22 protein-coding genes are annotated in these 21,203 nt (G+C 67.4%); 11 read left to right on the top strand and 11 right to left on the bottom strand.

The annotated features are described in order from the left end of the window. Positions 1–4 precede the first annotated feature (4 nt). The 7 genes from G6N46_RS16670 (at position 5) to G6N46_RS16640 (ending at position 7,344) form a co-directional block, all read left to right on the top strand. Positions 5–940 (top strand): type IV toxin-antitoxin system AbiEi family antitoxin domain-containing protein, encoded by a 936-nt coding sequence (locus G6N46_RS16670; RefSeq protein WP_174814057.1) that lies wholly within the window; start codon positions 5–7, stop codon positions 938–940. Between the two features lie 71 nt (positions 941–1,011). Next, entirely contained in the window at positions 1,012–1,872 is an 861-nt protein-coding gene (locus G6N46_RS16665; protein WP_138247703.1) for a CDP-diacylglycerol diphosphatase, read from the top strand. 77 nt (positions 1,873–1,949) lie between these two features. Next, on the top strand, positions 1,950–3,464 hold the full coding sequence (locus G6N46_RS16660) for a serine/threonine-protein kinase (RefSeq protein WP_138247704.1): 1,515 nt from the start codon (positions 1,950–1,952) through the stop codon (positions 3,462–3,464). 36 nt (positions 3,465–3,500) lie between these two features. Continuing rightward, on the top strand, positions 3,501–4,370 hold the full coding sequence (rfbA, locus tag G6N46_RS16655; RefSeq protein WP_138247705.1) for a glucose-1-phosphate thymidylyltransferase RfbA: 870 nt from the start codon (positions 3,501–3,503) through the stop codon (positions 4,368–4,370). Continuing rightward, positions 4,370–5,368, top strand: a complete 999-nt coding sequence (gene rfbB / locus G6N46_RS16650; protein WP_138247706.1) for a dTDP-glucose 4,6-dehydratase — start codon at positions 4,370–4,372, stop codon at positions 5,366–5,368. Before rfbA ends, rfbB begins: the two co-directional genes overlap by 1 nt. Before the next feature lie 14 nt (positions 5,369–5,382). Continuing rightward, complete coding sequence (locus G6N46_RS16645; RefSeq protein WP_138247707.1) at positions 5,383–6,789, top strand: sugar nucleotide-binding protein; 1,407 nt, start codon at positions 5,383–5,385, stop codon at positions 6,787–6,789. Positions 6,790–6,858: 69 nt separating this feature from the next. Then, a complete protein-coding gene (locus tag G6N46_RS16640; protein WP_138247708.1) occupies positions 6,859–7,344 on the top strand; it encodes a flavin reductase family protein in 486 nt (161 codons plus the stop codon). A gap of 59 nt (positions 7,345–7,403) precedes the next feature. Here G6N46_RS16640 and G6N46_RS16635 read toward each other — a convergent pair whose 3' ends face one another. The 5 genes from G6N46_RS16635 to G6N46_RS16615 all read right to left on the bottom strand — a co-directional run bounded on the left by G6N46_RS16635 (position 7,404) and on the right by G6N46_RS16615 (position 11,712). Next, positions 7,404–7,583, bottom strand: coding sequence for a hypothetical protein (locus G6N46_RS16635; RefSeq protein WP_061001454.1), 180 nt, complete (start codon positions 7,581–7,583; stop codon positions 7,404–7,406). A gap of 195 nt (positions 7,584–7,778) precedes the next feature. Continuing rightward, the gene (locus G6N46_RS16630) at positions 7,779–8,531 is read right to left on the bottom strand and encodes a succinate dehydrogenase/fumarate reductase iron-sulfur subunit (RefSeq protein ID WP_138247709.1); all 753 of its coding nucleotides are present in this window, start codon (positions 8,529–8,531) and stop codon (positions 7,779–7,781) included. A gap of 2 nt (positions 8,532–8,533) precedes the next feature. Then, positions 8,534–10,438 (bottom strand): fumarate reductase/succinate dehydrogenase flavoprotein subunit, encoded by a 1,905-nt coding sequence (locus G6N46_RS16625; protein WP_138247710.1) that lies wholly within the window; start codon positions 10,436–10,438, stop codon positions 8,534–8,536. A 62-nt stretch (positions 10,439–10,500) separates the two neighbouring features. After that, the gene (locus G6N46_RS16620; protein WP_138247711.1) at positions 10,501–11,328 is read right to left on the bottom strand and encodes a succinate dehydrogenase subunit SdhC; all 828 of its coding nucleotides are present in this window, start codon (positions 11,326–11,328) and stop codon (positions 10,501–10,503) included. Between the two features lie 96 nt (positions 11,329–11,424). After that, complete coding sequence (locus G6N46_RS16615; protein WP_061001457.1) at positions 11,425–11,712, bottom strand: Rv0250c family protein; 288 nt, start codon at positions 11,710–11,712, stop codon at positions 11,425–11,427. A gap of 145 nt (positions 11,713–11,857) precedes the next feature. Between G6N46_RS16615 and G6N46_RS16610 the strand changes: the two genes are divergently transcribed. The 4 genes from G6N46_RS16610 (at position 11,858) to nirD (ending at position 16,070) form a co-directional block, all read left to right on the top strand. Further along, a complete protein-coding gene (locus G6N46_RS16610) occupies positions 11,858–12,616 on the top strand; it encodes an isocitrate lyase/PEP mutase family protein (RefSeq protein ID WP_138247712.1) in 759 nt (252 codons plus the stop codon). Beyond that, positions 12,607–13,023 (top strand): hypothetical protein, encoded by a 417-nt coding sequence (locus tag G6N46_RS16605; RefSeq protein WP_162563371.1) that lies wholly within the window; start codon positions 12,607–12,609, stop codon positions 13,021–13,023. The genes G6N46_RS16610 and G6N46_RS16605 overlap by 10 nt, the downstream gene beginning before the upstream one ends. 127 nt (positions 13,024–13,150) lie before the next feature. Further along, the gene (gene nirB / locus G6N46_RS16600) at positions 13,151–15,667 is read left to right on the top strand and encodes a nitrite reductase large subunit NirB (protein WP_138247713.1); all 2,517 of its coding nucleotides are present in this window, start codon (positions 13,151–13,153) and stop codon (positions 15,665–15,667) included. A gap of 13 nt (positions 15,668–15,680) precedes the next feature. Beyond that, positions 15,681–16,070 (top strand): nitrite reductase small subunit NirD, encoded by a 390-nt coding sequence (nirD, locus tag G6N46_RS16595; protein WP_138247714.1) that lies wholly within the window; start codon positions 15,681–15,683, stop codon positions 16,068–16,070. A 73-nt stretch (positions 16,071–16,143) separates the two neighbouring features. On the opposite strand, the gene G6N46_RS16590 is transcribed toward nirD, so the two are convergent. The 6 genes from G6N46_RS16590 to G6N46_RS16565 all read right to left on the bottom strand — a co-directional run bounded on the left by G6N46_RS16590 (position 16,144) and on the right by G6N46_RS16565 (position 21,179). Next, positions 16,144–16,956 carry a hypothetical protein gene (locus G6N46_RS16590; RefSeq protein WP_163692827.1) on the bottom strand — a complete coding sequence of 271 codons (813 nt, stop codon included), beginning with the start codon at positions 16,954–16,956 and terminating at the stop codon, positions 16,144–16,146. A gap of 65 nt (positions 16,957–17,021) precedes the next feature. Next, on the bottom strand, positions 17,022–17,705 hold the full coding sequence (locus G6N46_RS16585) for a sirohydrochlorin chelatase (RefSeq protein WP_138247716.1): 684 nt from the start codon (positions 17,703–17,705) through the stop codon (positions 17,022–17,024). Beyond that, entirely contained in the window at positions 17,702–18,850 is a 1,149-nt protein-coding gene (locus G6N46_RS16580; protein ID WP_138247717.1) for a uroporphyrinogen-III synthase, read from the bottom strand. Before G6N46_RS16580 ends, G6N46_RS16585 begins: the two co-directional genes overlap by 4 nt. Positions 18,851–18,987: 137 nt before the next feature. Beyond that, complete coding sequence (locus G6N46_RS16575) at positions 18,988–19,554, bottom strand: GNAT family N-acetyltransferase (protein WP_061001466.1); 567 nt, start codon at positions 19,552–19,554, stop codon at positions 18,988–18,990. Between the two features lie 49 nt (positions 19,555–19,603). Continuing rightward, complete coding sequence (locus tag G6N46_RS16570) at positions 19,604–20,497, bottom strand: 5-oxoprolinase/urea amidolyase family protein (RefSeq protein WP_061001467.1); 894 nt, start codon at positions 20,495–20,497, stop codon at positions 19,604–19,606. Between the two features lie 10 nt (positions 20,498–20,507). Continuing rightward, on the bottom strand, positions 20,508–21,179 hold the full coding sequence (locus G6N46_RS16565; protein ID WP_061001468.1) for a 5-oxoprolinase subunit B family protein: 672 nt from the start codon (positions 21,177–21,179) through the stop codon (positions 20,508–20,510). Between the last annotated feature and the right edge of the window lie 24 nt (positions 21,180–21,203).

Raw genomic sequence — 21,203 nt, 5'->3', positions numbered from 1 at the left:
CCGCATGAAGCGACCGTTTCTCGGCAGCGCAGCCTTGGACGCCGGACTGCTGACCAGACGAGAGCTGCGTACCGGGTACCGCGCCATCTACCGGGGTGTCTACCTCGCCAACGAGGTGGCGTTGACGGCGAGGCTGCGCGCCGAGGCGGCGTGGCTGTTCGCGGGCCCCGATGCGGTGTTGTGCGGGCTGTCGGCGGCGGCCGTGCACGGCACCCAGTGGCTCGACGTGAACGCGCCGGCCGAGGTCGTGCGGACCAACCGGCACTCGCCGACCGGGCTCACCGTGCATTCGTATGCGCTCGCTCCAGAGGAGGTGAGAGAGGTCGGCGGCGGCATGCGGGTGACGACTGTGGCGCGGACGGCGTTCGACCTTGGCCGGCTCCTGCCCGAGAACCAGGCGGTACCGACCCTGGATGCGTTGTTGAACGCGACCGGCCTGGACCCGGAACGCGTGTGGGAGTTGGCCGCGGCCAATCGGGGAATTCGGGGTGTCGATCGACTGCGGATTGCGCTGGGGCAGGCCGATGGCGGGTCTGAGTCTCCGCTGCAGACGCAGACCCGGCTGTTGCTGCGCAGCACAGGCATTCCAGGACTGCGAACGCAGATCCCGTTCTACGACGAATGGGGATTGGTCTGCACACGGGCGGCACTGGGTTGGCCGCGGTGGAAGGTAGCCGTCGAGTGTGACGAGGACGCGGATATCCCGGGATACCGCGAGTGGGTGCACAGCCATACAGCGGAGCTCGAATCGCGGGGATGGAGCGTCATCTGGGTGACGAAGTCGACGGCGGAAGGTCGAGGAAGCCCCGGACCCGTGGTGCTGCGGGTGCAGGAGAAGCTGTGGGCCGCCGCCCAGCGGAGCCGAGCGAGCCGAGGAGTGCGTGTCCCCCGATCGGGGGAGGCCGATTTCGTCCGGTCGAGGGCCCGATCAGCGGACTGACCTGGGGCGTCGATTCCGCGAAGGTTATTTCAACGCCGCAAGGCACACCCCCTAAACCTTCAGGAGAAGACATGACCAACACGACCACCACCCGCTCCCGCTTCACCCGCCGTATCGCGGCCGCCGCCGCCCTGGTGGTAGCGCCGGTGCTGGCCTTCGGTCTCTCGCCTGCCGCCCACGCCGAGACGGGCACGCAGCACTACCAGGGTTGCGACGACCACAAGGACGATCCGATCTGGGACGGCGTCAAGCCGCCGGCGCACGGCGTCGGGGAGCACTCGCCGAAGCACCCGGGCCGGAACTTCGACATCCAGTGGCCCGGCCACGATTCGACGCGCGGTTGGGCTGTGCATCCGGGCGTGGACATGAAGACGACCCAGGACCTGTTGGTGGTGCCGACCGTCCGCGAGACCGGCATCGAATGCGACAACCTGCTGCGCAACGACGCGCCGAACTACTTCAAGCACGCCTACGAGTCGATCCACTTCATGACAGGCGGCCCGGACTGGGCGCTCGGGATCAACTCGGCGGATGCCCGTCGGCTCAACCAGCTCCACATCCACCTGACCCGGCTGTACGCCCCGGCACGTGACGACATCGCCCAGGCGGTCAAGGCCGGCAAGGTCAGCACCGACGAGCACAAGTGGGTCGACCAGGTCGTCGAGGTCACCGGCCACAACGACAAGTGGCAGGACAGCAAGCACCAGTACCGGGCCTGGATCACGGACAGCGTCGACGCCAACTTCTTCAAGAAGCTGAACGACGACATCGTCACGCCGCTGAACAAGCAGGGCAAGTCCGCTGCGATGGCGCACGAAACCCTGCTGGTCACCCGCAACCCCGCGGGTAAGGGGTTCGTGGTCCTGGAAAGCAACACCACGTCCGGCATCCACGGTGTCGCCAACATCGAGGGAATCCTGGACAAGCGTTAGACCGCTCAGCGAGAGGCGGCCAACCGAGATCATCTCGGGTGGCCGCTCTTTCGCGTTTCGGCCGTTACGATCCGACCATGTCGCTACCCGATGGATCGGTCTTCGCCGGATTCACCGTGGTCAGGAAACTGGGGGCCGGCGGCATGGGCGAGGTCTACCTGGTGCAGCACCCGCGGCTGCCCCGCACCGACGCGCTGAAGGTCCTGCCGGCATCGTTGTCGGCCGACGCCGAATACCGGCGGCGCTTCGAGCGCGAGGCCGATGCCGCGGCGACGTTGTGGCATCAGCACATCGTCGGGGTGCACGACCGCGGCGAATACGACGGGCGACTGTGGATCTCGATGGACTACGTCGACGGCTCCGATGCCGGAAACGTGCTCCGGGCGCATTGCCCCGGTGGCATGCCGCGGGACCAGGTGATCGCCATCGTCACCGCGATCGCCGACGCGCTGGATCACGCGCACAGCCGCGGCCTGCTGCACCGCGACGTCAAACCCGCGAACATCCTGTTGAGCGGGCAGGGGCCCGGCCGTGGCCGGGTGCTGCTGGCCGATTTCGGGATCGCCCGGCGCGTCGACGATTTCGACGGACTGACGTCCACCAACATGACGCTCGGCACGCCGAACTACGCGGCGCCGGAGCAACTGCTGGGTGAGAAGCTGGACGGTCGGTCGGATCAGTACGCCTTGGCCGCCACCGCTTTTCAGCTGCTGACCGGCCGGCCCCCGGGTGGCGATTCGACGCCCGTGGTGCTCATCAGTCAACGCGTGAGCGGTGTGGTGCCGCGGCTGGCGGAGGTCCGCCCGGACCTTGCCGACTTGGATCCCGTGATGGCGATCGCGATGGCCCGCCGGCCTGCCGACCGCTTCGCGTCGTGTTCGGATTTCGCCGCGGCGCTGGCACGTGGTGCGGCGGCGACGCTGCCGCCCGTCGCCTCGGCCCCAGCGGTGCCCGGCGCGCCGACCTTGCGGTCCGCGCCGCCCGCCGCGCCCATGGGCCTTGTGCGCCAACCAGATCCGCCGGCCGTGGCACGATCCGGCATGAGCCCGACGGCCTGGGCGCTGACCGGGGTGGGCATCCTGCTGGTGGTGGCCCTGGTCTTCGTGGGCGTCGTGCTGATGCGTGGGCATGACGGCCGCAGCGGCGCAACGACTTCGGTGGACGTCACGACGACCGCGCCCGAGACGACGGGCGTGACGGTGACGTCGGTCGAGTCCACCGAGCCGGAGACGCCCACCTCGCTGGTACCCACGACAGCGCGAATGGTGCTGCCCGACGCCGACACCCACGGCTTCACCACCTACAACGGCGCCGCCCGGTGCACCGGAGCGGACGAGGCCGCGATGATCCTGCGTACCGCTCAGTCGGCTGTCGTGATCTGCCGCAGCAGCGTCGGGGTGCTGTATTACCTGGGCTATCGGCTGTCCGACGACGCGACCATCCGGTTGGGGACCGTGAATGAATCCGGCGACGGCTTCGTCGCGTTCAACGATCCCGATTCGGCTGAGTACCACGTCACCTCGTCAGGCCTGGAAATCGTGCAGAACGGCAAGACGCTGGCGTCCGAGCCCGCGGTGGAGTCTGCTCGGTGAGCACCTGACGCGGTGCGCGTATGTCAGGATGGCCGGGTGAAAGGCATCATCCTGGCAGGGGGCGCGGGGACGCGACTGCACCCCGTCACCGCCGGGGTGTCCAAGCAGCTCATCCCGGTCTACGACAAGCCGATGATCTATTACCCGTTGTCCACGTTGATGCTGGCGGGGATCACCGACATCCTGGTCATCACGACACCGCTCGACGCGCCGAGTTTCGAGCGGCTGCTCGGCGACGGATCGCAGTACGGCGTCTCGATCAGCTATGCCCAGCAGCCGTCGCCCGACGGGCTGGCACAGGCCTTCACCATCGGCGCGGACTTCCTCGGCGGCGACAGTGTGGCGCTGGTCCTCGGCGACAACCTGCTGTACGGCCCGGGCCTGGGCACACAGCTGCAGCGGTTCAACAACGTCGACGGCGGCGCGATCTTCGGCTACTGGGTCGCCGAGCCCTCTGCGTACGGCGTCATCGAATTCAACGATGCCGGGCAGGCGGTTTCGCTCGAGGAAAAGCCGGCAGTGCCCAAGAGCAACTACGCCGTGCCGGGGCTGTACTTCTACAGCAATGACGTGGTGTCGATCGCGCGTGAGCTGAAGCCAAGCTCCCGCGGCGAATACGAGATCACCGACATCAACCGAACGTATCTGGCGCAGAACCGGTTACGGGTGCAGGTGTTGCCCCGCGGGACGGCATGGCTCGACACCGGAACGTTCGACCAGATGACGGATGCCGCCGAGTTCGTGCGCACCATCGAGCGTCGCACCGGTCTGAAGATCGGTGTGCCCGAGGAAATCGCTTGGCGGCGTGGCTATCTCAGCGGTGACGAGCTGCGGGTACGCGCCGAGCCGTTGGTGAAGTCCGGCTACGGCACGTACCTGCTGGACCTGCTGGACAGGGGATACTGATGGCGCGGCTGCTGGTCACCGGGGGCGCGGGGTTCATCGGGGCCAACTTCGTCCGATACGTCCTGGACCACACCGATCACCACGTCACGGTGCTGGACAAGCTGACCTACGCGGGCAATCGCGAATCCCTTGCGGGCCTGCCAGAACAGCGGATGACGTTCGTCCTGGGGGATATCGCCGACGCCGCGCTGGTCGACGAGCTGATGGCGACTACCGATGTCGTGGTGCACTTCGCCGCCGAATCGCACAACGACAACTCGCTGCGCGATCCAGAACCGTTCCTGCACACCAACGTGGTCGGGACGTTCACGCTGCTGGAGTCGGTCCGCAAGCACGGCACCCGGCTGCACCACATCTCGACCGACGAGGTGTACGGCGACCTCGAACTCGACGACCCCGCGAAGTTCACCGAACGCACGGCCTACAACCCGTCGTCGCCGTATTCGTCGACCAAGGCCGGCAGTGATCTGCTGGTGCGGGCCTGGGTGCGCTCGTTCGGCGTCCGCGCCACAATCTCCAACTGCTCCAACAACTATGGGTCCTACCAGCACGTCGAGAAGTTCATTCCGCGGCAGATCACCAACGTGCTGTGCGGTATCCGGCCGAAGCTCTACGGCGCGGGCCGCAATGTGCGGGACTGGATTCACGTGGACGATCACTCGTCCGCCGTGCTGACGATCATTGAGCGGGGTCGCCTCGGCGAGACCTACCTGATCGGCGCCAACGGCGAAAAAGACAACAAGACCGTCATCGAGATGATCCTGGCGCAGATGGGGCAGCCGGCCGACGCCTACGACCACGTCACCGACCGGGCCGGTCACGACCTGCGCTACGCCATCGATTCGACCAAGCTGCGCACCGAACTCGGTTGGCAGCCAAAGTATGTCGACTTCGCCGACGGGCTGGGCGCCACCATCGCCTGGTATCGCGACAATGAGGCCTGGTGGCGCCCGGTCAAGGATGCCACCGAGGCGCGCTACGCCGGTCAGGGCCAGTGAGCGATGGACAACCTGTGACCGAATACGGAAAACCGTTGTCCGCCAATGCCACACCGATTCCCGGCCTTACCATCTGGGAGCTGCCGGTCCACGGCGACAACCGCGGCTGGTTCAAGGAGAACTGGCAGCGCGAGAAGATGACGGCGCTCGGGCTGCCGGATTTCGGGCCCGTGCAGAACAACATCTCGTTCAACGACGCGGCGGGCACCACCCGCGGTATCCACGCCGAACCGTGGGACAAGTTCGTCTCGGTGGCGACGGGCCGCATCTTCGGCGTCTGGGTCGATCTGCGCGACGGTCCGACGTTCGGGACGGTGTTCACCGCCGAGCTGGACCCGTCACGTGCGGTGTTCGTGCCGCGCGGGGTCGGCAACGCGTTCCAGACGCTGCTGCCCGACACCGCGTACGTCTATCTGGTCAACGACCACTATTCGATTGGCGCGCAATATGTTTCGGTGAATCTGGCCGACGAGACGCTGGCCATCGACTGGCCGATTCCGCTCGACCGCGCCGAGCTGTCGGCCAAGGACCGGGCCCATCCCGCGCTGGCGGACATCCAACCCGTCGCACCGCGAAAGACGTTGGTGCTGGGGGCGAATGGCCAAGTCGGCCGGGCGCTGCGCGCGGAATACGGTGATGATCCGAGCGTCGAGTTCGCCACGCGGGACGAGCTGGACCTGGCCGGTGATCTGGACAAGGCACGGCGGTGGCAGGACTACGACACCGTCATCAACGCCGCCGCGTACACCGCGGTGGATGCGGCCGAGACCCCGAGTGGGCGAGTCGACGCCTGGGCCGTCAACGTCACCGGTGTGGCGGCGCTGGCCCGTATCGCGACGGCCCGCGGCCTCACGCTGGTGCATCTGTCCAGCGACTACGTCTTCGACGGCACGTCCGCGTCCCCGTACCGGGAGGACGACGCCGTCAGCCCACTCGGGGTGTACGGCCAGACCAAGGCCGCCGGCGACCAGCTCGTCGCGACCGTGCCGCGGCACTACATCCTGCGGACGTCGTGGGTCATCGGGGACGGCCACAACTTCGTCCGGACCATGGCGTCGCTGGCCGAACGTGGCGTCGACCCGTCGGTGGTGGACGACCAGATCGGGCGGCTGACGTTCACCTCCGAGCTGGCGCGGGCCATCCGGCACCTGACCGCGACCGGCGCCCCCTACGGGACGTACAACGTCACCGGTTCGGGTCCGGCAATGTCGTGGGCTGACATCGCCCGTCGGGTGTTCGAGCTGACGGGCCACGACCCGGCGCGCGTCACGGGCGTCAGCACCGACGCCTATTTCGCCTCGGCGACCGGTGCGGTGGCCCCGCGGCCCCGCAACAGCGTGCTCGACAACCAGAAGTTGGAGTCAACGGGATTCAAACCCGCGGCAGCCGACGATTCGTTGTCGCGCTACCTGGGTCGGTAACAGCGCATTCCCGCCAAGCGGGCGCTTGCTTGGGTGCGCCCGGGAGCGCCGTGTGAAGATGGACGGACTATGAGCTCTACAGATCTCAGCCCGGCATCCCTGCGCGCGGCGTTCGGCCACTTCCCCATCGGCGTCGTCGCCATCGCGGCCCACGCCGACGGCGAGAAGATCGGCCTGGCCGCCAGCACCTTCGTTCCGGTGTCGCTGGAGCCGCCGCTGGTCTCATTCTGTGTGCAGAACACGTCGACCACCTGGCCGAAGCTCAAGGACCTGCCGGCCCTGGGCATCAGCGTGCTGGGCCAGCAGCACGACGCCGCGGCGCGCACCCTGGCCGCCAAGACCGGCGACCGCTTCGCCGGCATGGAGACCGAGGCTCGCGACAACGGCGCCCTGTTCATCCACGGCACCAGCGTGTGGCTCGAGACGTCGATCGACCAGCTGGTGCCCGCCGGTGATCACACCATCGTGGTCCTGGCGATCAGCGACATCGTCATCAACCCCGATGTCGAGCCGATGGTCTTCCACCGCAGCGCATTCCGCCGCTTGGAGGCCTGAAACCTGGCGATTTGTGCACGATTTTTCGCGGGTGGCGCGGAAAATCGTGCACAAATCCCTCAGGGCTTGGCGGCCAGTTCCTGCCGATACTTCGCGACCCGCGCCTCGAGTTCGGCGGCGTCGTCGGGCCGCCCTTCCTTACGGGCCAGTTCGGCGCGCAGGGAAAGCTCGCGGATGGCGGTCCGAATGTCGTTGACGCTGTGCGTTTCTGATTGGCCCATCTGGCTGCCTTTCGTCACGGATTGGCTGCCCTTCCGAGCCTACGCCGAAACATCGCCGTCCCCGCCTGATCTGCATGTGAAGCCGAACTGCCGGACCGGCCGGACTCTCTTGGCATGTTCGGGTCAGAGGCGTCAACTTTCCTTGACCGTCAAGGAAAGTTGACGGCTTCAGATCGAACATGTCAGGAGGCGGCGACACGCCCGGGACCTGCCCTACCTCCGGAAGAGCTTGTTCCCCAGCCAGACGATGGGGTCGTACTTGCGGTCGGCGACGCGCTCCTTCATCGGGATAAGCGCGTTGTCGGTGATCTTGATGTGTTCGGGGCAGACCTCGGTGCAGCACTTGGTGATGTTGCAGTAGCCCAGGCCGAACTCGTCCTGTGCCATGTCCTTGCGGTCGAGCGTGTCCAAAGGATGCATGTCCAGCTCGGCCACCCGCATCAGGAAGCGCGGTCCGGCGAACGCCTGCTTGTTCTCCTCGTGGTCGCGCACCACGTGGCAGGTGTTCTGGCACAGGAAGCACTCGATGCACTTGCGGAACTCCTGCGACCGCTCGACATCCTCCTGCTGCATCCGGTACTCGCCGGGTTTGAGGTCCTTCGGCGGCGCGAAAGACGGGATCTGGCGCGCCTTTTCGTAGTTGAACGACACGTCGGTGACGAGGTCGCGCATGATCGGGAACGCCCGCAGCGGGGTGATGGTGACGGTCTCGGCCGGGTCGAACGTCGACATGCGCGTCATGCACATCAGCCGGGGACGGCCGTTGACCTCCGCCGAACACGAGCCGCACTTGCCGGCCTTGCAGTTCCACCGCACCGCGAGGTCCGGGGCCTGCGTGGCCTGGATGCGGTGGATGATGTCGAGCACCACCTCACCGTCGTTGACCTCGACCTTGAAGTCGTCGAGACCGCCGCTGGTGTCGTCCCCGCGCCAGACCCGCAGATTGGCTTGGTAGCTGTTGCTCATCGCTAGCTCCGTTCCGGATGGGCGGCCAGTTCGGCGTCGGTGTAGTACTTCTCGAGCTCGGACAGCTCGAAGCAGGCGAGCAGTTCGGCGGGCATGGGCACCTGCTGCTCGGGGGTGACGGTCACGTCGGGGACGATCGGGTCGCCACCGCCGGCGCTGCACACCAGCAGGATGTTGCGCCAGTCGGCGCTCATCTCGGGGTAGTCGTCACGGGTGTGGCCGCCGCGGCTCTCGGTGCGGGCCAGCGCGGCCTTGGCGACGCACTCGCTGACGAGCAGCATGTTGCGCATGTCGATGGCCAGGTGCCAACCGGGGTTGAACTGCCGGTGGCCCTCGACGGTGACGTTGTGCATCCGGCGCTTGAGGTCGTCGAGCTTGAGCAGCGCCTGCTCGATCTCTTCCTTGGTGCGGATGATGCCGACCAGGTCGTTCATCGACTGCTGCAACTCGGTGTGCAGGGTGTACGGGTTCTCGGCGCCGACGTGCTCGTCGAACGGCTCCAGTGCCTCCCGCGCGGCGGTGGTCAGCGCCTCATCGGAGACGACGGGCCGCGCCGGCAGCGCTTTCACGTACTGCGCGGCACCGAGACCGGCGCGCCGGCCGAACACCAGCAGGTCGCTCAGGGAGTTACCGCCGAGCCGGTTGGAGCCGTGCATACCGCCCGAGCACTCGCCCGCGGCGAACAGGCCGGGCGTCCGGGCCGCGCCGGTGTCGGGGTCGACCTCGATGCCACCCATGACGTAGTGGCAGGTCGGACCGACCTCCATCTCGTCCTTGGTGATGTCGACCTCGGCCAGCTCCATGAACTGGTGGTACATCGACGGCAGGCGCTTCTTGATCTCTTCGGTCGGGATGCGCGAGGCGATGTCGAGGTAGACGCCACCGTGCGGGGTGCCGCGACCGGCCTTGACCTCGGAGTTGATGGCGCGTGCCACCTCGTCGCGCGGCAGCAGGTCAGGGGTGCGCCGGGCGGAGTCGTTGTCCTTGAGCCACTGGTCGGCTTCTTCCTCGGTCTCGGCGTACTGGCCTTTGAACACCGAGGGGATGTAGTCGAACATGAAGCGCTTGCCCTCGGAGTTCTTGAGCACTCCGCCGTCGCCGCGCACACCCTCGGTGACGAGGATGCCCTTCACCGAGGGCGGCCAGACCATGCCCGTCGGGTGGAACTGGATGAACTCCATGTTGATCAGCGTCGCGCCGGCCCGCAGTGCGAGGGCGTGCCCGTCGCCGGTGTACTCCCAGGAGTTCGACGACACCTTGAACGACTTGCCGATGCCGCCGGTGGCCAGCACCACGGCCGGTGCCTCGAACAGCACGAAGCGGCCCGACTCGCGCCAGTAGCCGAACGCGCCGGCGATACGGTCGCCGTCCTTCACCAGCTCGGTGATGGTGCACTCGTGGAACACCTTGATGCGGGCCTCGTAGTCACCCGTCTCGGCGAAATCCTCCTGCTGCAGCGAGACGATCTTCTGCTGCATGGTGCGGATGATCTCCAGGCCGGTGCGGTCACCGACGTGCGCCAGCCGCGGGTACGTGTGGCCACCGAAGTTGCGCTGGCTGATCCGGCCGTCCTTGGTGCGGTCGAACAGCGCACCGTAGGTCTCCAGCTCCCACACGCGGTCCGGTGCTTCGCGGGCGTGCAGCTCGGCCATGCGCCAGTTGTTCAGGAACTTGCCGCCGCGCATGGTGTCACCGAAGTGCACCTGCCAGCTGTCCTTGGAGTTCGCGTTGCGCATCGAGGCGGCGCAGCCGCCTTCGGCCATGACGGTGTGGGCCTTGCCGAACAACGACTTACACACCACCGCGACCCGCAGGCCCTGCTCCCGGGCCTCGATGACCGCACGCAACCCCGCCCCGCCGGCTCCGATTACGACGACGTCGTATTCGTGCCGTTCGAGTTCAGCCATGAAATAACTCCAAATTGTCGTGAATAGCGTTGAAAATCAGAACGTTTCGTTGACCACGAAGCTCATCCCACGAAGCGCAGGTCGCCCCACCACCCGGCCGACACCGCCATCACGTAGAAGTCCGTGAACATCAGCGTGCCGAGGGTGATCCAGGCGTACAACTTGTGCCGGGTGTTGAGCTTGCTGACCTGCGTCCAAATCCAGTACCGCACAGGGTGTTTCGAGAAGTGCTTGAGCCGGCCACCCGTGACGTGGCGGCAGGAGTGGCAGGACAGCGTGTACACCCAGAGCATCACGACGTTGACGAGCAAGACGATGTTGCCCAGGCCGAAGCCGAAGCCCTGTGGCGATTGGAAGGCGATGATCGCGTCGTATGTGTTGATCACCGAGATGATGCCGGCGATGTAGAAGAAGTAGCGGTGGGTGTTCTGGATGATCAGCGGGAACCGCGTCTCGCCGGTGTACTTGGCGTGCGGTTCGGCGACGGCGCAGGCCGTCGGGGACTGCCACACCGTGCGGTAGTAGGCGCCGCGGTAGTAGTAGCACGTCAGCCGGAACAGCAGCAGGAACGGCAGGGACAGCGCCGCGAAGGGAAGCAGTGACAGCGGTCCGTCGGCCGGCAGGATCTGGGGCCAGAACTCGCTGGCCGCACCGCACTTGACGCTCAGACACGGCGAGTAGAACGGCGTCAGGTAGTGGTAGTCCGCGACGTAGAAGTGGTCCCGCTGGAAGGCGCGCACCGTCGCGTAGATGACGAACGCGGCGAAACCCAGGTCGATGAGAATCGGGGATTTGAGCCAGTTATCGGTCCGCAGGGTGCGCTGCGGTATCTGCGCACGAGTGGGGGAGAAGACGCCGGTCCCGGGACGGTTGGCGGCGGGTGCGCTCACGAAGACAGCCTCGATTTCGGTTGGGGGCAGGGTCTACCTATGAAGTTGTGGGTACGGGCCGGTGATGGGCACGACGGTCCGTCGTGCCCATGTCGGTCAGCCGCCGACGCCACCGTCGTGGTCGTGCCAGAACTCGCTGGAGTAGTCGTGGTCAGGGATCACGATCTTTTCCTTGGCCGGGCCCTGCTGCTTGATGCCGCGGCTGAATTCCAGTTCTTCGATGTCGATGTCCAGCCGCTCGATGTCGACGGCCAGGCGCTCGGCGTCATTCGCGATGCGGCGGGTGGCGGGGGAGTCCCCGTATTTGGCGGCCAGCGAGCTGACGGACCGGCGCAAACTGCCGATCAACTCGTGCAGTTCGGTGAGCTCAGTGGTGGTGGACATCGTGCGACCTCCTTGGGCTGAAGGGTGTCATAAATCACAGTACGACACCGGATGCTAGTCAGATCCGGAGATGAAAGTGAGACAGGTCACGTTTGTCGGGACGGTGTCGGCATGTCGCCGCAGTGGCTGTCGGTACGGTGTGACCATGTCCGACGCGGTTCTGGCGCAGCGCGCCGAAGCTCTATTGGCCCTGCACCAGCCGGGAAATCCGGTCGTCCTGCCGACCGTGTGGGACGCCTGGTCGGCAACGCTCGCGGTTTCCGCCGGATTCGCCGCGCTGACGGTCGGTAGCCACCCCGTCGCCGACTCGGTCGGCAAGCCCGACGGCGAGGGCATGTCGTTCGACGACCTCACCACGCGCGTCAGCCAGATCACCGCGGCCGTCGACGTGCCGGTGTCCGTCGACATCGAATCCGGTTACGGTGAGGCCCCGAGCCGTCTGATCTCCGGACTGCTGGCCGCGGGCGCCGTCGGCCTGAACATCGAGGACACCGTGCACAAGGACGGTGGCCGCATCCGCGACGCGCAGGAGCACGCCGACCTGGTCGGTGAATTGCGCAGGGCGGCAGACGCTTCCGGCGTCCACGTGGTGATCAACGCCCGCACCGACCTGTTCCTGCGCCAGATCGGCGACGAAGCCGACCGGTACGAGCGCGCTGTGCAGCGCCTGAAGCTGTGCGCCAATGCCGGGGCCGACTCGCTGTATCCGGTGGGCCGCCACGACGACGACACCTATCGCCGGCTGGCCGCCGACCTGCCGTTGCCGATCAACGCCATCGCGATCCCGGAGTCCGACGATCCCGCGTCCTTCGGTCCGCTAGGCGTCGGCCGCATCAGCTTCGGGCCGTTCCTGCAGCGGGCTCTGGGCACGGTGGCCGCCGACATGCTGGCGCGGTGGCAGTGAGCGACTCCGAGCACGAGCGCGGTGCCGACGAAAACTACGGATTGTGGTGGGCCGCCGGCGTTGCCGCCGCGATCCTGCTGATCATCCTCATCTACCAGGTGGTCCAGACCTCCGAGGAGTCCGAGCAGCCGTCGGGTCCCGTCGGTGACTCCACCGTGCTGACGACGTATCCGACCACCAAGCGGACGACGACCCGAACCACCACCACGACGACGACCACAACCACGACGACGACAACGACGACGACGGAAAGCACGTCGGAGACGTCGACGACGGACGATACGTCGACGACCACCAGCACGTACACGCCGTCGAGCACGTCCGGTTACGGGACGACCACCACCACGACCACGATCTACAACCCGTACACGACGGCGACCACGGTCCCGCCCGCCGGCGTCGGGTAGCTTTCCGCAGGTCTGTGACCCGGACCACTCACTTCACGGGCGTTTGCCGAGGCCTGTGAGAAGAGCGTGACGGTCGATTCACACGCGGCAAAACAATTCGCAATATCGGCTCCCTACCTTTTGGGGCATGGACGCGAAGAACCTTGTGGTCGTGGGCCACGGAATGGTCGGCCACCGCCTCGTCGAGGCGCTGCGCTCGCGGGATGCCGCGGGCCAATGGCGCATCACAGTGCTGTCCGAAGAAGCGGACGCCGCGTATGACCGGGTGGGGCTCACGGGTTACACCGAGCACTGGGACCGGTCGAAGCTGGCGCTGCCGGGCAACGGTTATGACGGCGACGGGCTCGTCGACCTCGTGCTGGCCGACAAGGTCGGCGGTATCGACCGCGCCACCAAGACGGTGGTGACCGAGTCGGGCCGCGGCATCGCGTACGACAAACTGGTGTTGGCCACGGGCTCTTACGCTTTCGTGCCGCCGGTGCCCGGCCACCAACTCGACGGCTGCTTCGTCTACCGCACCCTGGACGACCTCGACGGCATCCGCGCCGCCATGCAGCGATCGGCCGACCACGGCAACAACACCGGTGTCGTCATCGGTGGTGGTCTGCTCGGTCTGGAAGCGGCGAATGCGTTGCGTCAGTTCGGCATGCAGGCACACATCGTCGAGCGGGCGCCCCGTCCGATGAACCAGCAGCTCGACGACGCCGGCGGTGCGCTGCTGGCCCGCATGATCGGCAAGCTGGGCATCTCGGTGCACCTGGATGTCGGCACCGACGCCATCGAGCCGCTCGACGAGGGCATCCGCGTGCTGCTCAGCGACGGCACCCTGATCGACGCCGGCCTGGTCATCTTCGCCGCCGGTGTGCGTCCGCGCGACGAGCTGGCCCGTGACGCCGGCCTGGAGCTGGCCGAGCGCGGCGGCGTCCTGACGGACCTGTCCTGTGTGACAAGCGATCCCGACATCTACGCAATCGGTGAGGTCGCGGCGGTCGAGGGCCGGTGCTACGGCCTGGTCGGCCCCGGTTACACCACCGCCGAGGTGGTCGCCGACCGCCTGCTCGGTGGCGCTGCCGAATTCCCCGAGGCCGACATGTCGACCAAGCTGAAGCTACTCGGCGTCGACGTCGCGAGTTTCGGTGACGCGCAGGGCGTTACGCCCGACTGCCTGCAGGTCGTGGTCAACGACCCGGTGAAGCAGACCTACGCCAAGCTGGTGCTGTCCGACGATGCCCAGACCCTGCTGGGTGGCATCCTGGTCGGCGACGCGTCGGCGTACGGTGTGCTGCGCCCGATGGTCGGTGAGGCGCTGCCCGGCGACCCGCTGGCGCTCATCGCCCCGGCCGGCTCCGGTGACGGCGCAAGCGCTCTCGGTGTGGGCGCCCTGCCCGACGCCGCCCAGATCTGCTCCTGCAACAACGTCACCAAGGGCGACCTGTGCGGTGCGATCGAAGGCGGTTGCTCCGACGTCGCCGGCCTGAAGGCCTGCACCAAGGCCGGAACGTCCTGCGGCTCTTGTGTTCCGCTGCTCAAGCAGCTGCTGGAAGCGCAGGGCGTCGAGCAGTCCAAGGCACTGTGCGAGCACTTCCCGCAGTCGCGGGCCGAGCTCTTCGAGATCATCTCGGCCACCGAGATCCGGAAGTTCTCCGGCCTGATCGAGAAGTTCGGCACCGGAAAGGGTTGCGACATCTGCAAACCCGCCATCGCCTCGATCCTGGCGTCGACCAGCAGCGGCCACATCCTCGACGGCGAACAGGCCGCCCTGCAGGACTCCAACGACCACTTCCTGGCCAACATCCAGAAGAACGGCAGCTACTCGGTCGTGCCGCGCGTCCCGGGCGGGGACATCACGCCGGAGCAGTTGATCCTGATCGGCGAGATCGCCAGGGACTTCGGCCTTTACACCAAGATCACCGGTGGCCAGCGCATCGACATGTTCGGTGCGCGGGTGGACCAGCTGCCGGAAATCTGGCGGCGACTGGTCGACGGCGGCATGGAATCCGGGCAGGCGTACGGCAAGTCGCTGCGCACCGTCAAGAGCTGTGTCGGTAGCGACTGGTGCCGCTACGGACAGCAGGATTCGGTGCAGATGGCCATCGATCTGGAGCTGCGCTACCGCGGCCTGCGGTCGCCGCACAAGATCAAGATGGGCGTCTCCGGCTGCGCCCGGGAATGCGCCGAGGCGCGCGGCAAGGACGTCGGCGTCATCGCCACCGAGACCGGCTGGAACCTGTACGTCGGCGGCAACGGCGGCATGACGCCCGCCCACGCGCAGCTGCTGGCCGGCGATCTCGACGATGAGACGCTCGTCCGCTACATCGACCGGTTCCTGATGTTCTACATCCGCACCGCGGACCGGCTGCAGCGCACCGCCCCCTGGGTCGACCAGATGGGCCTCGACCACGTCCGCGACGTCGTGTGCAACGACTCTCTCGGTCTGGCAAGCGAATTCGAAGCCGCCATGGAACGGCACGTCGACGGCTACTCCTGCGAGTGGAAGGGCGTGCTGGACGACCGCGCGAAGCTGTCGCAGTTCGTCTCGTTCGTCAACGCTCCCGATGTCGCCGACCCGACCATCGAGTTCACCGAACGCAACGGCCGCAAGGTGCCGATCGGCATGCCCACCGTCCCGCCCGCCAAGAGCTGATCAGGAGGACACGATGACGCTCAACGACCTTTCCGAAGTTGCCCAGTACCAGGACCGTTCGGAGTGGACCGCGGTCTGCTCGTACCACCGGCTGGTGCCGGGGCGCGGGGCCGGCGTGCTGCTGCCGGATGGCACGCAGGCGGCCCTGTTCCGCCTGCACGACGGCTCGCTGTACGCCGTCGGCAACATCGACCCGTTCTCCGGTGCTGCCGTGATGTCGCGTGGACTCGTCGGTGACCGCGCGGGCCGGGCCTGCGTGCAGAGCCCCATCAAGAAGCAGGCGTTCGCGCTGGATGACGGTGTCTGCCTTGATGATCCCTCGGTGAGCCTGCCGGTCTACCCGATCCGGGTGTGGGCCGGGCTGGTCGAGATCGGCCCGCTCGGAGTCGACGCCGCCGCCTAGTTTTCCCGCCGAAACGGCATTCCAGCAGGAAAAGTCCGAGTAGACGCCTGCTGGAATGCCGTTTCGGCGTTGGTCAGCGCGAGCAGCCGTTGTCCTCGATGGTCTGCAATACCCAGTACGCCGTGAACTCGAGGATCAACGCGATCTCGGCGATCAGCACCGCGTGATTGAAGCCGTCGAGGGTCAGGTGCAGCACCACGGCGGTCACCAAGGTGCCGGCCATCAGCAGTGAGATCGTCTGGTACGCGCCACGGTAACGACTTCCGCACGCCGGCGCGGTGCCGAAAGCCGAGCTGAACACCGTCAGCACGATCGCGCCGAACATGACGGCCGCGGCAATGCTGTGGGCGTTGATCCGGAACCAGTCGGGCGCCACGATCAGCACCGCCACACCGGTCCCCAGCACCGCGCGCTGCAGCCACCTCGCGGCGGCGCCCAGCAGGGTGCCGGCCCGCTTGGGCCGGAACAACAACCACGACGCGGCGCGCGAACCGGCGAGCACCACCGCGACCGTCCACACGTTGAACAGCACGGCCGATCCCGTCTGCACCGCCACGGGATCAGCTGTGCCGCACTGCAGTACGGGCCGCGTGGTGGGGACGACGGCGATCACGAAGGCCAGCACGCCGGCCAGGTTGAGCAGGGTGTTCTCGGTATCGCTGGCACCCTGGTAAACGATGAGCATGGCGCCGATGGCGAACAGCACGCCGATGAACACGGCATGCGCGGTGGTGAAGTAGTAGGCGCTGATCGAGGTCTGCCAGCACGTGGCGTGTGCGCGCTCGACGGCGAGCGCCGCGCCCAGCAGGACGGCCATGACCACCATGCCGCCCCGCAGAAAGCGGTAGGTGTCCAGCGCTACGTTATTGCCCGTCCGCTTGGCCATGTCTCCAGTATGGGCCGCGATATCCCCCACGAATGGGCGGTACCCGTTGAGTTTCGGCCGAAAACCTACGCAGCCAGTGACAACCGGGCCGTCCGGAACCGGTGTGCCACCAGCTTGGCGACGCCCGGGTGCCGGCCCAGCGGGTCGGTCACCACGTCGGCCCCGCACGTGTACAGCCGGTCCTGAAAGAGTCCGTCGGCCAACAGGTATGACGCCACGGCCACCCGCTCGGCACCGCGCCGACGCAACCGGGCCACCACGTCGCCCACCCAGTGCGTGCCACTGATCGCGAACGCGAGCTCGACGCGGCTGCCCAGCGTCGCCGACAGCATGGCGCACGTCCGGCGCAGGTCGCCGGCGGCGCGCGGGTCCGAGGTTCCGGCAGCGGCCAGCACCACGGAATCCGATGGCCGCCAGCCCGATTCGATGAGCCGGTCGGCGAGCACCCGGACCATCGCGGTCGAGGGCCCGAGCGCCGGCGCCACTGTGACGTCCCGGTGGCCGCTTTCGGCGATACCGGCGGGGATGTCGTTGTGGACGTGGTAGCCCGACGACAGGAAAGCCGGAACGACGACGGCCGGGCCGGGCGGCAGCGCCGACAGCACCTCGGCCGGTGTGGGTCCGAGGACGTCCACGAACGCGGTGTGCACCCGGCGGTCCAGCAATCCGCTGACCCGCTCGGCCAGATCGCCGATCATCGCGACACCGGAACCCTTGCGGGTGCCGTGCGCGACCAGGACGGGGTTCACAGCGCACCCGCCGAGTAGTCGTCGACCGCCAGCCGGTAGCCGCGTTTCACCACCGTCGCGACAATCTCCTTGTCGCCCAACGTGGTTCGCAGGCGCAGCACCGCGGTCTCGACGGCATGGGTGTCCGAACCGCTACCCGGAAGCGCGGCCAGCAGTTCCTGCCGTGACACTACCGCGCCGGGCCGCAGCGCCAGCGCACGCACGATGGACATCCCGGCCGGCGAAAGATCCTTGACCACACCGTCGACCACGACACAGGTGCCCCGGATCTCGAGATCGTGTCCGGCGGCCCGCAGCTTCCGGGTCTGCAGCACGGGCAGCTCGTCGGCGATGTGACGAGCCAGCGCACCCAGGCGCATGCGCTCGGGGGCGGAGGTCGGCACACCCAACCGGGCCAGCGGCCGCGCTGTCACGGGGCCGACGCACATGGCGTGCACCTGGCTCCGGAACGCTTCCAGCACTTGATCATTGATGCCGAGTTCGGTGGCGCGCATCAGGGTCGCCGCCACCGCGGGCGCCGAGGTGAAGCTGACGGCGTCGAGCCGGCGCTCGGCGATATCGCTGACCAGCGAGTCGAAGGCACCGCCGGACGGCACCGGCTGCCACCGGTACACCCTGATCGGGACGACGTCGGCGCCGGCACGGCGCAGCTCATCGAGAAACTCGGGAAACGGGTCCCACTCATCGGTGGCGCCGTGCAGCTGAACGGCGATCCGCATGCCGGAGATGCCACCCTGGAGCAGATAGCCCAGCACCTCGCGGGACGACTCGGAATCGGGTGACCACTCCTCGGGCAGGCCCGCTGCCCGCAGCGCGCCGGTGGCCTTGGGGCCGCGCGAGACGATGCGGGCGCGGCTGAGGGCCTCGGTCAGTTCGCCCGACACACCCCAGTCGTCGGCGGCGGACATCCAGCCGCGGAATCCGATGCCGGTCGTGGCGATCAGAATGTCAGGCGGCACTTCGAGCAGCGCCTGGGTATTGGTGCGGAGCTCGTCGTCGTCGGGCAGCGGCACCATCGAGATGGCAGGGGCGGCAATCACCGTCGCGCCGCGGCGGCGCAGCAGGGTGCACAGCTCATCGGCACGTCGTGCGGAGGTCACCGCCACCCGAAATCCGGTGAGCGGGGCCCGTTCGGGATCACTCATGCGTCAAGTGAAGGGACAACGTGTTTCCGGCTGGTTACCCAGCCATTGCTCAGCGGTGTCGCCAACCCGGAAACGGTGACGTTTGCGTCACACGCCGCGCTGAACTGGGGATTTGCGCGCAAAACCCTCGCAAGGCCTCACCACACGTCGCCCTCACGCCAGTCGCAGGTGATGTCGGCGGTGGTATCGACCTCGACCGAGACCGGCAGCACGAACAGCGAGTGATCGTCTTCGGGCGTGCGATTGAGACCGGCCGGCGCCAGCACGGACGTCGTGCCCCGCCACGGCAGCCAGCCGCGCGCGGTGTAGATCGGGCGCCCCGCATCCGACGAGCTGAGCGCGCCGATCTCGTAGGCGCCGCGGATCACCTGCTCGACGGCATCCAGGACCGCCGTGGCCAGCCCCTGGCCCCGCCAGTCCTCGCGGACCGCGACAGCTTCGACGTAGCCGCAGCGCAGCGCGGTGTTGCGGTACATGAGCCGGCGCTGCACCACGGCGCCGTGCGCGATGATCGCGCCGTGACGGCAGACCAACGCGTGCATGCCGCCCAGTGAGTGCTCCCAGTCGGCGTCCGAGAAATCGCCGTCGTACGCATCGATGACCATCTGCCGCGCGCCTTCGCGGGTCTCGGCATCGAGATCAGCGGTGTGGACCAGTCGCGCCGTGTGAACGTTGTGTACGCGGGTGAGATCCGTGGGGTGCACCCCCTCGTTCTACCAGGATTGCGCAGCCCGCGCTGGTGCCTGTACGGGTTCAGGCACCGAACGGTTGGCGCGGCCTGGACCAGTGCATCCGCACGTGCTGTCCGGGCCGGATCTGCCCCACCTTGTCGATGTCGTGGTCGGCGACGACGCCGATCACCGGGTAACCACCGGTGACCGGATGGTCAGGTCCGAGGATCACCGGTAAACCGTTGGGCGGCACCTGAATTGCGCCCCTTGTCGCGCCCTCGCTGGGCAGCTGACGGTCGGGCCAGCGGTGTTGCAGTGGCCGGCCGTTCAGCCGCATGCCGACGCGGTCGCTGCGATCGGTGACGATCCACTCCGTGTGCACCAGGGCATCGGGGTCGACGAACCAGTCGTCACGCGGACCGGGGACCACCAGCAGTTCCAACAGGTCCTCTGCGATGGCCGCCACGGGCGCCTGATCCAGCTCAGGGAACTCGGCGGTGTGCTCACCGATGGTCAGCATGTCTCCGACCTGCAGCGGCCGCGGGCCGATCGCGGACATCACGTCGTAGCTGCAGGATCCGAGCACGGGGTCCACTTTGAAACCGCCGCGGACCGCCACATAGCTGCGCATGCCGGTGTGGGGTGCACCCAGCGAGATGACGTCACCGTCATGGGCGTAGTGGATGCTGTTGGTGCCGAAGAGCTTTCCGTTCGCAGACGGGTCGGCGTCGGCGCCCGTGACGGCAACCGCCACGCCCTCTTTCCCGCCACCGTGGACCCGGGCGGAGAAGCCGCCGAACGTCACCTCGATGGTGGCGCGATCGTTCGGGTTGGCCACCAGCCGGTTGGCCAGCGCGTGCGAGCGGCGATCGGCGGCGCCCGAGCGGCTGACGCCCATGTGGGCCAGGCCGGGCCGGCCCAGATCCTCGACCAGCGCGAGCGGGCCGGTCTTCAGGATTTCGAGTGTTGCGGTCATGGTCGCGCTCCTAACCGATCGCCCGGAATTGAACGTGCATACCCGGAATCAGCAACGCCGGCTGCTCCCGCTCGAGGTCCCACAGCGTGGCGTCGGTGCGGCCGATCAACTGCCAGCCGCCCGGGGTCTCCCGCGGGTACACGCCGGCGAACTCTCCGGCCAGCGCGACCGAGCCGGCCGGGACCCGGGTGCGCGGTTCACTGCGCCGCGGCACCTGCAGTCGCTCGTCGCCACCGACCAGATAGGCGAAGCCGGGCGTGAAGCCGCCGAACGCGACGCGCCACAGCGATCCGGTGTGGGCGGCGATCACCTCGTCCGGAGCCAGCCCGGTCAGCTTGGCGACTTCCTCGAGGTCCATCCCGTCGTAGACGACGTCGATGGTCACGTCGGGCTGCTGCGGGGCGCTGGCCTCGGAGTTGTCGAGCTCCTTGAGGTGTAGCTTCGACAGCCGTTGCTCGGTGGGTATGCGATATCGCGGTGCTGCAACTTTGACCAGGATGGTCCGCGACGCCGGAACGATGTCGAGGATGCCGGGCAGATTCGCGGCTCTCAGCGTGTCGGTCCACGCCAGCACCTCGGCGGTGCTGTTGAATTCCAGGAGCAGCGCCTGGTCGCCGTAGTCGCGGATACTGCCGAGCGTTGGCGATGTTGCCGTGTCAACGTCTTGAACTGTGACCGTCATCACCCTAACCTACCCGCGGGTAGC

The organism is Mycolicibacterium phocaicum (assembly GCF_010731115.1).
Lineage (GTDB): Bacteria > Actinomycetota > Actinomycetes > Mycobacteriales > Mycobacteriaceae > Mycobacterium > Mycobacterium phocaicum.
The sequence above is the reverse complement of the archived record's forward strand: the minus strand, read 5'-3'. Positions and strand labels throughout refer to the sequence as shown.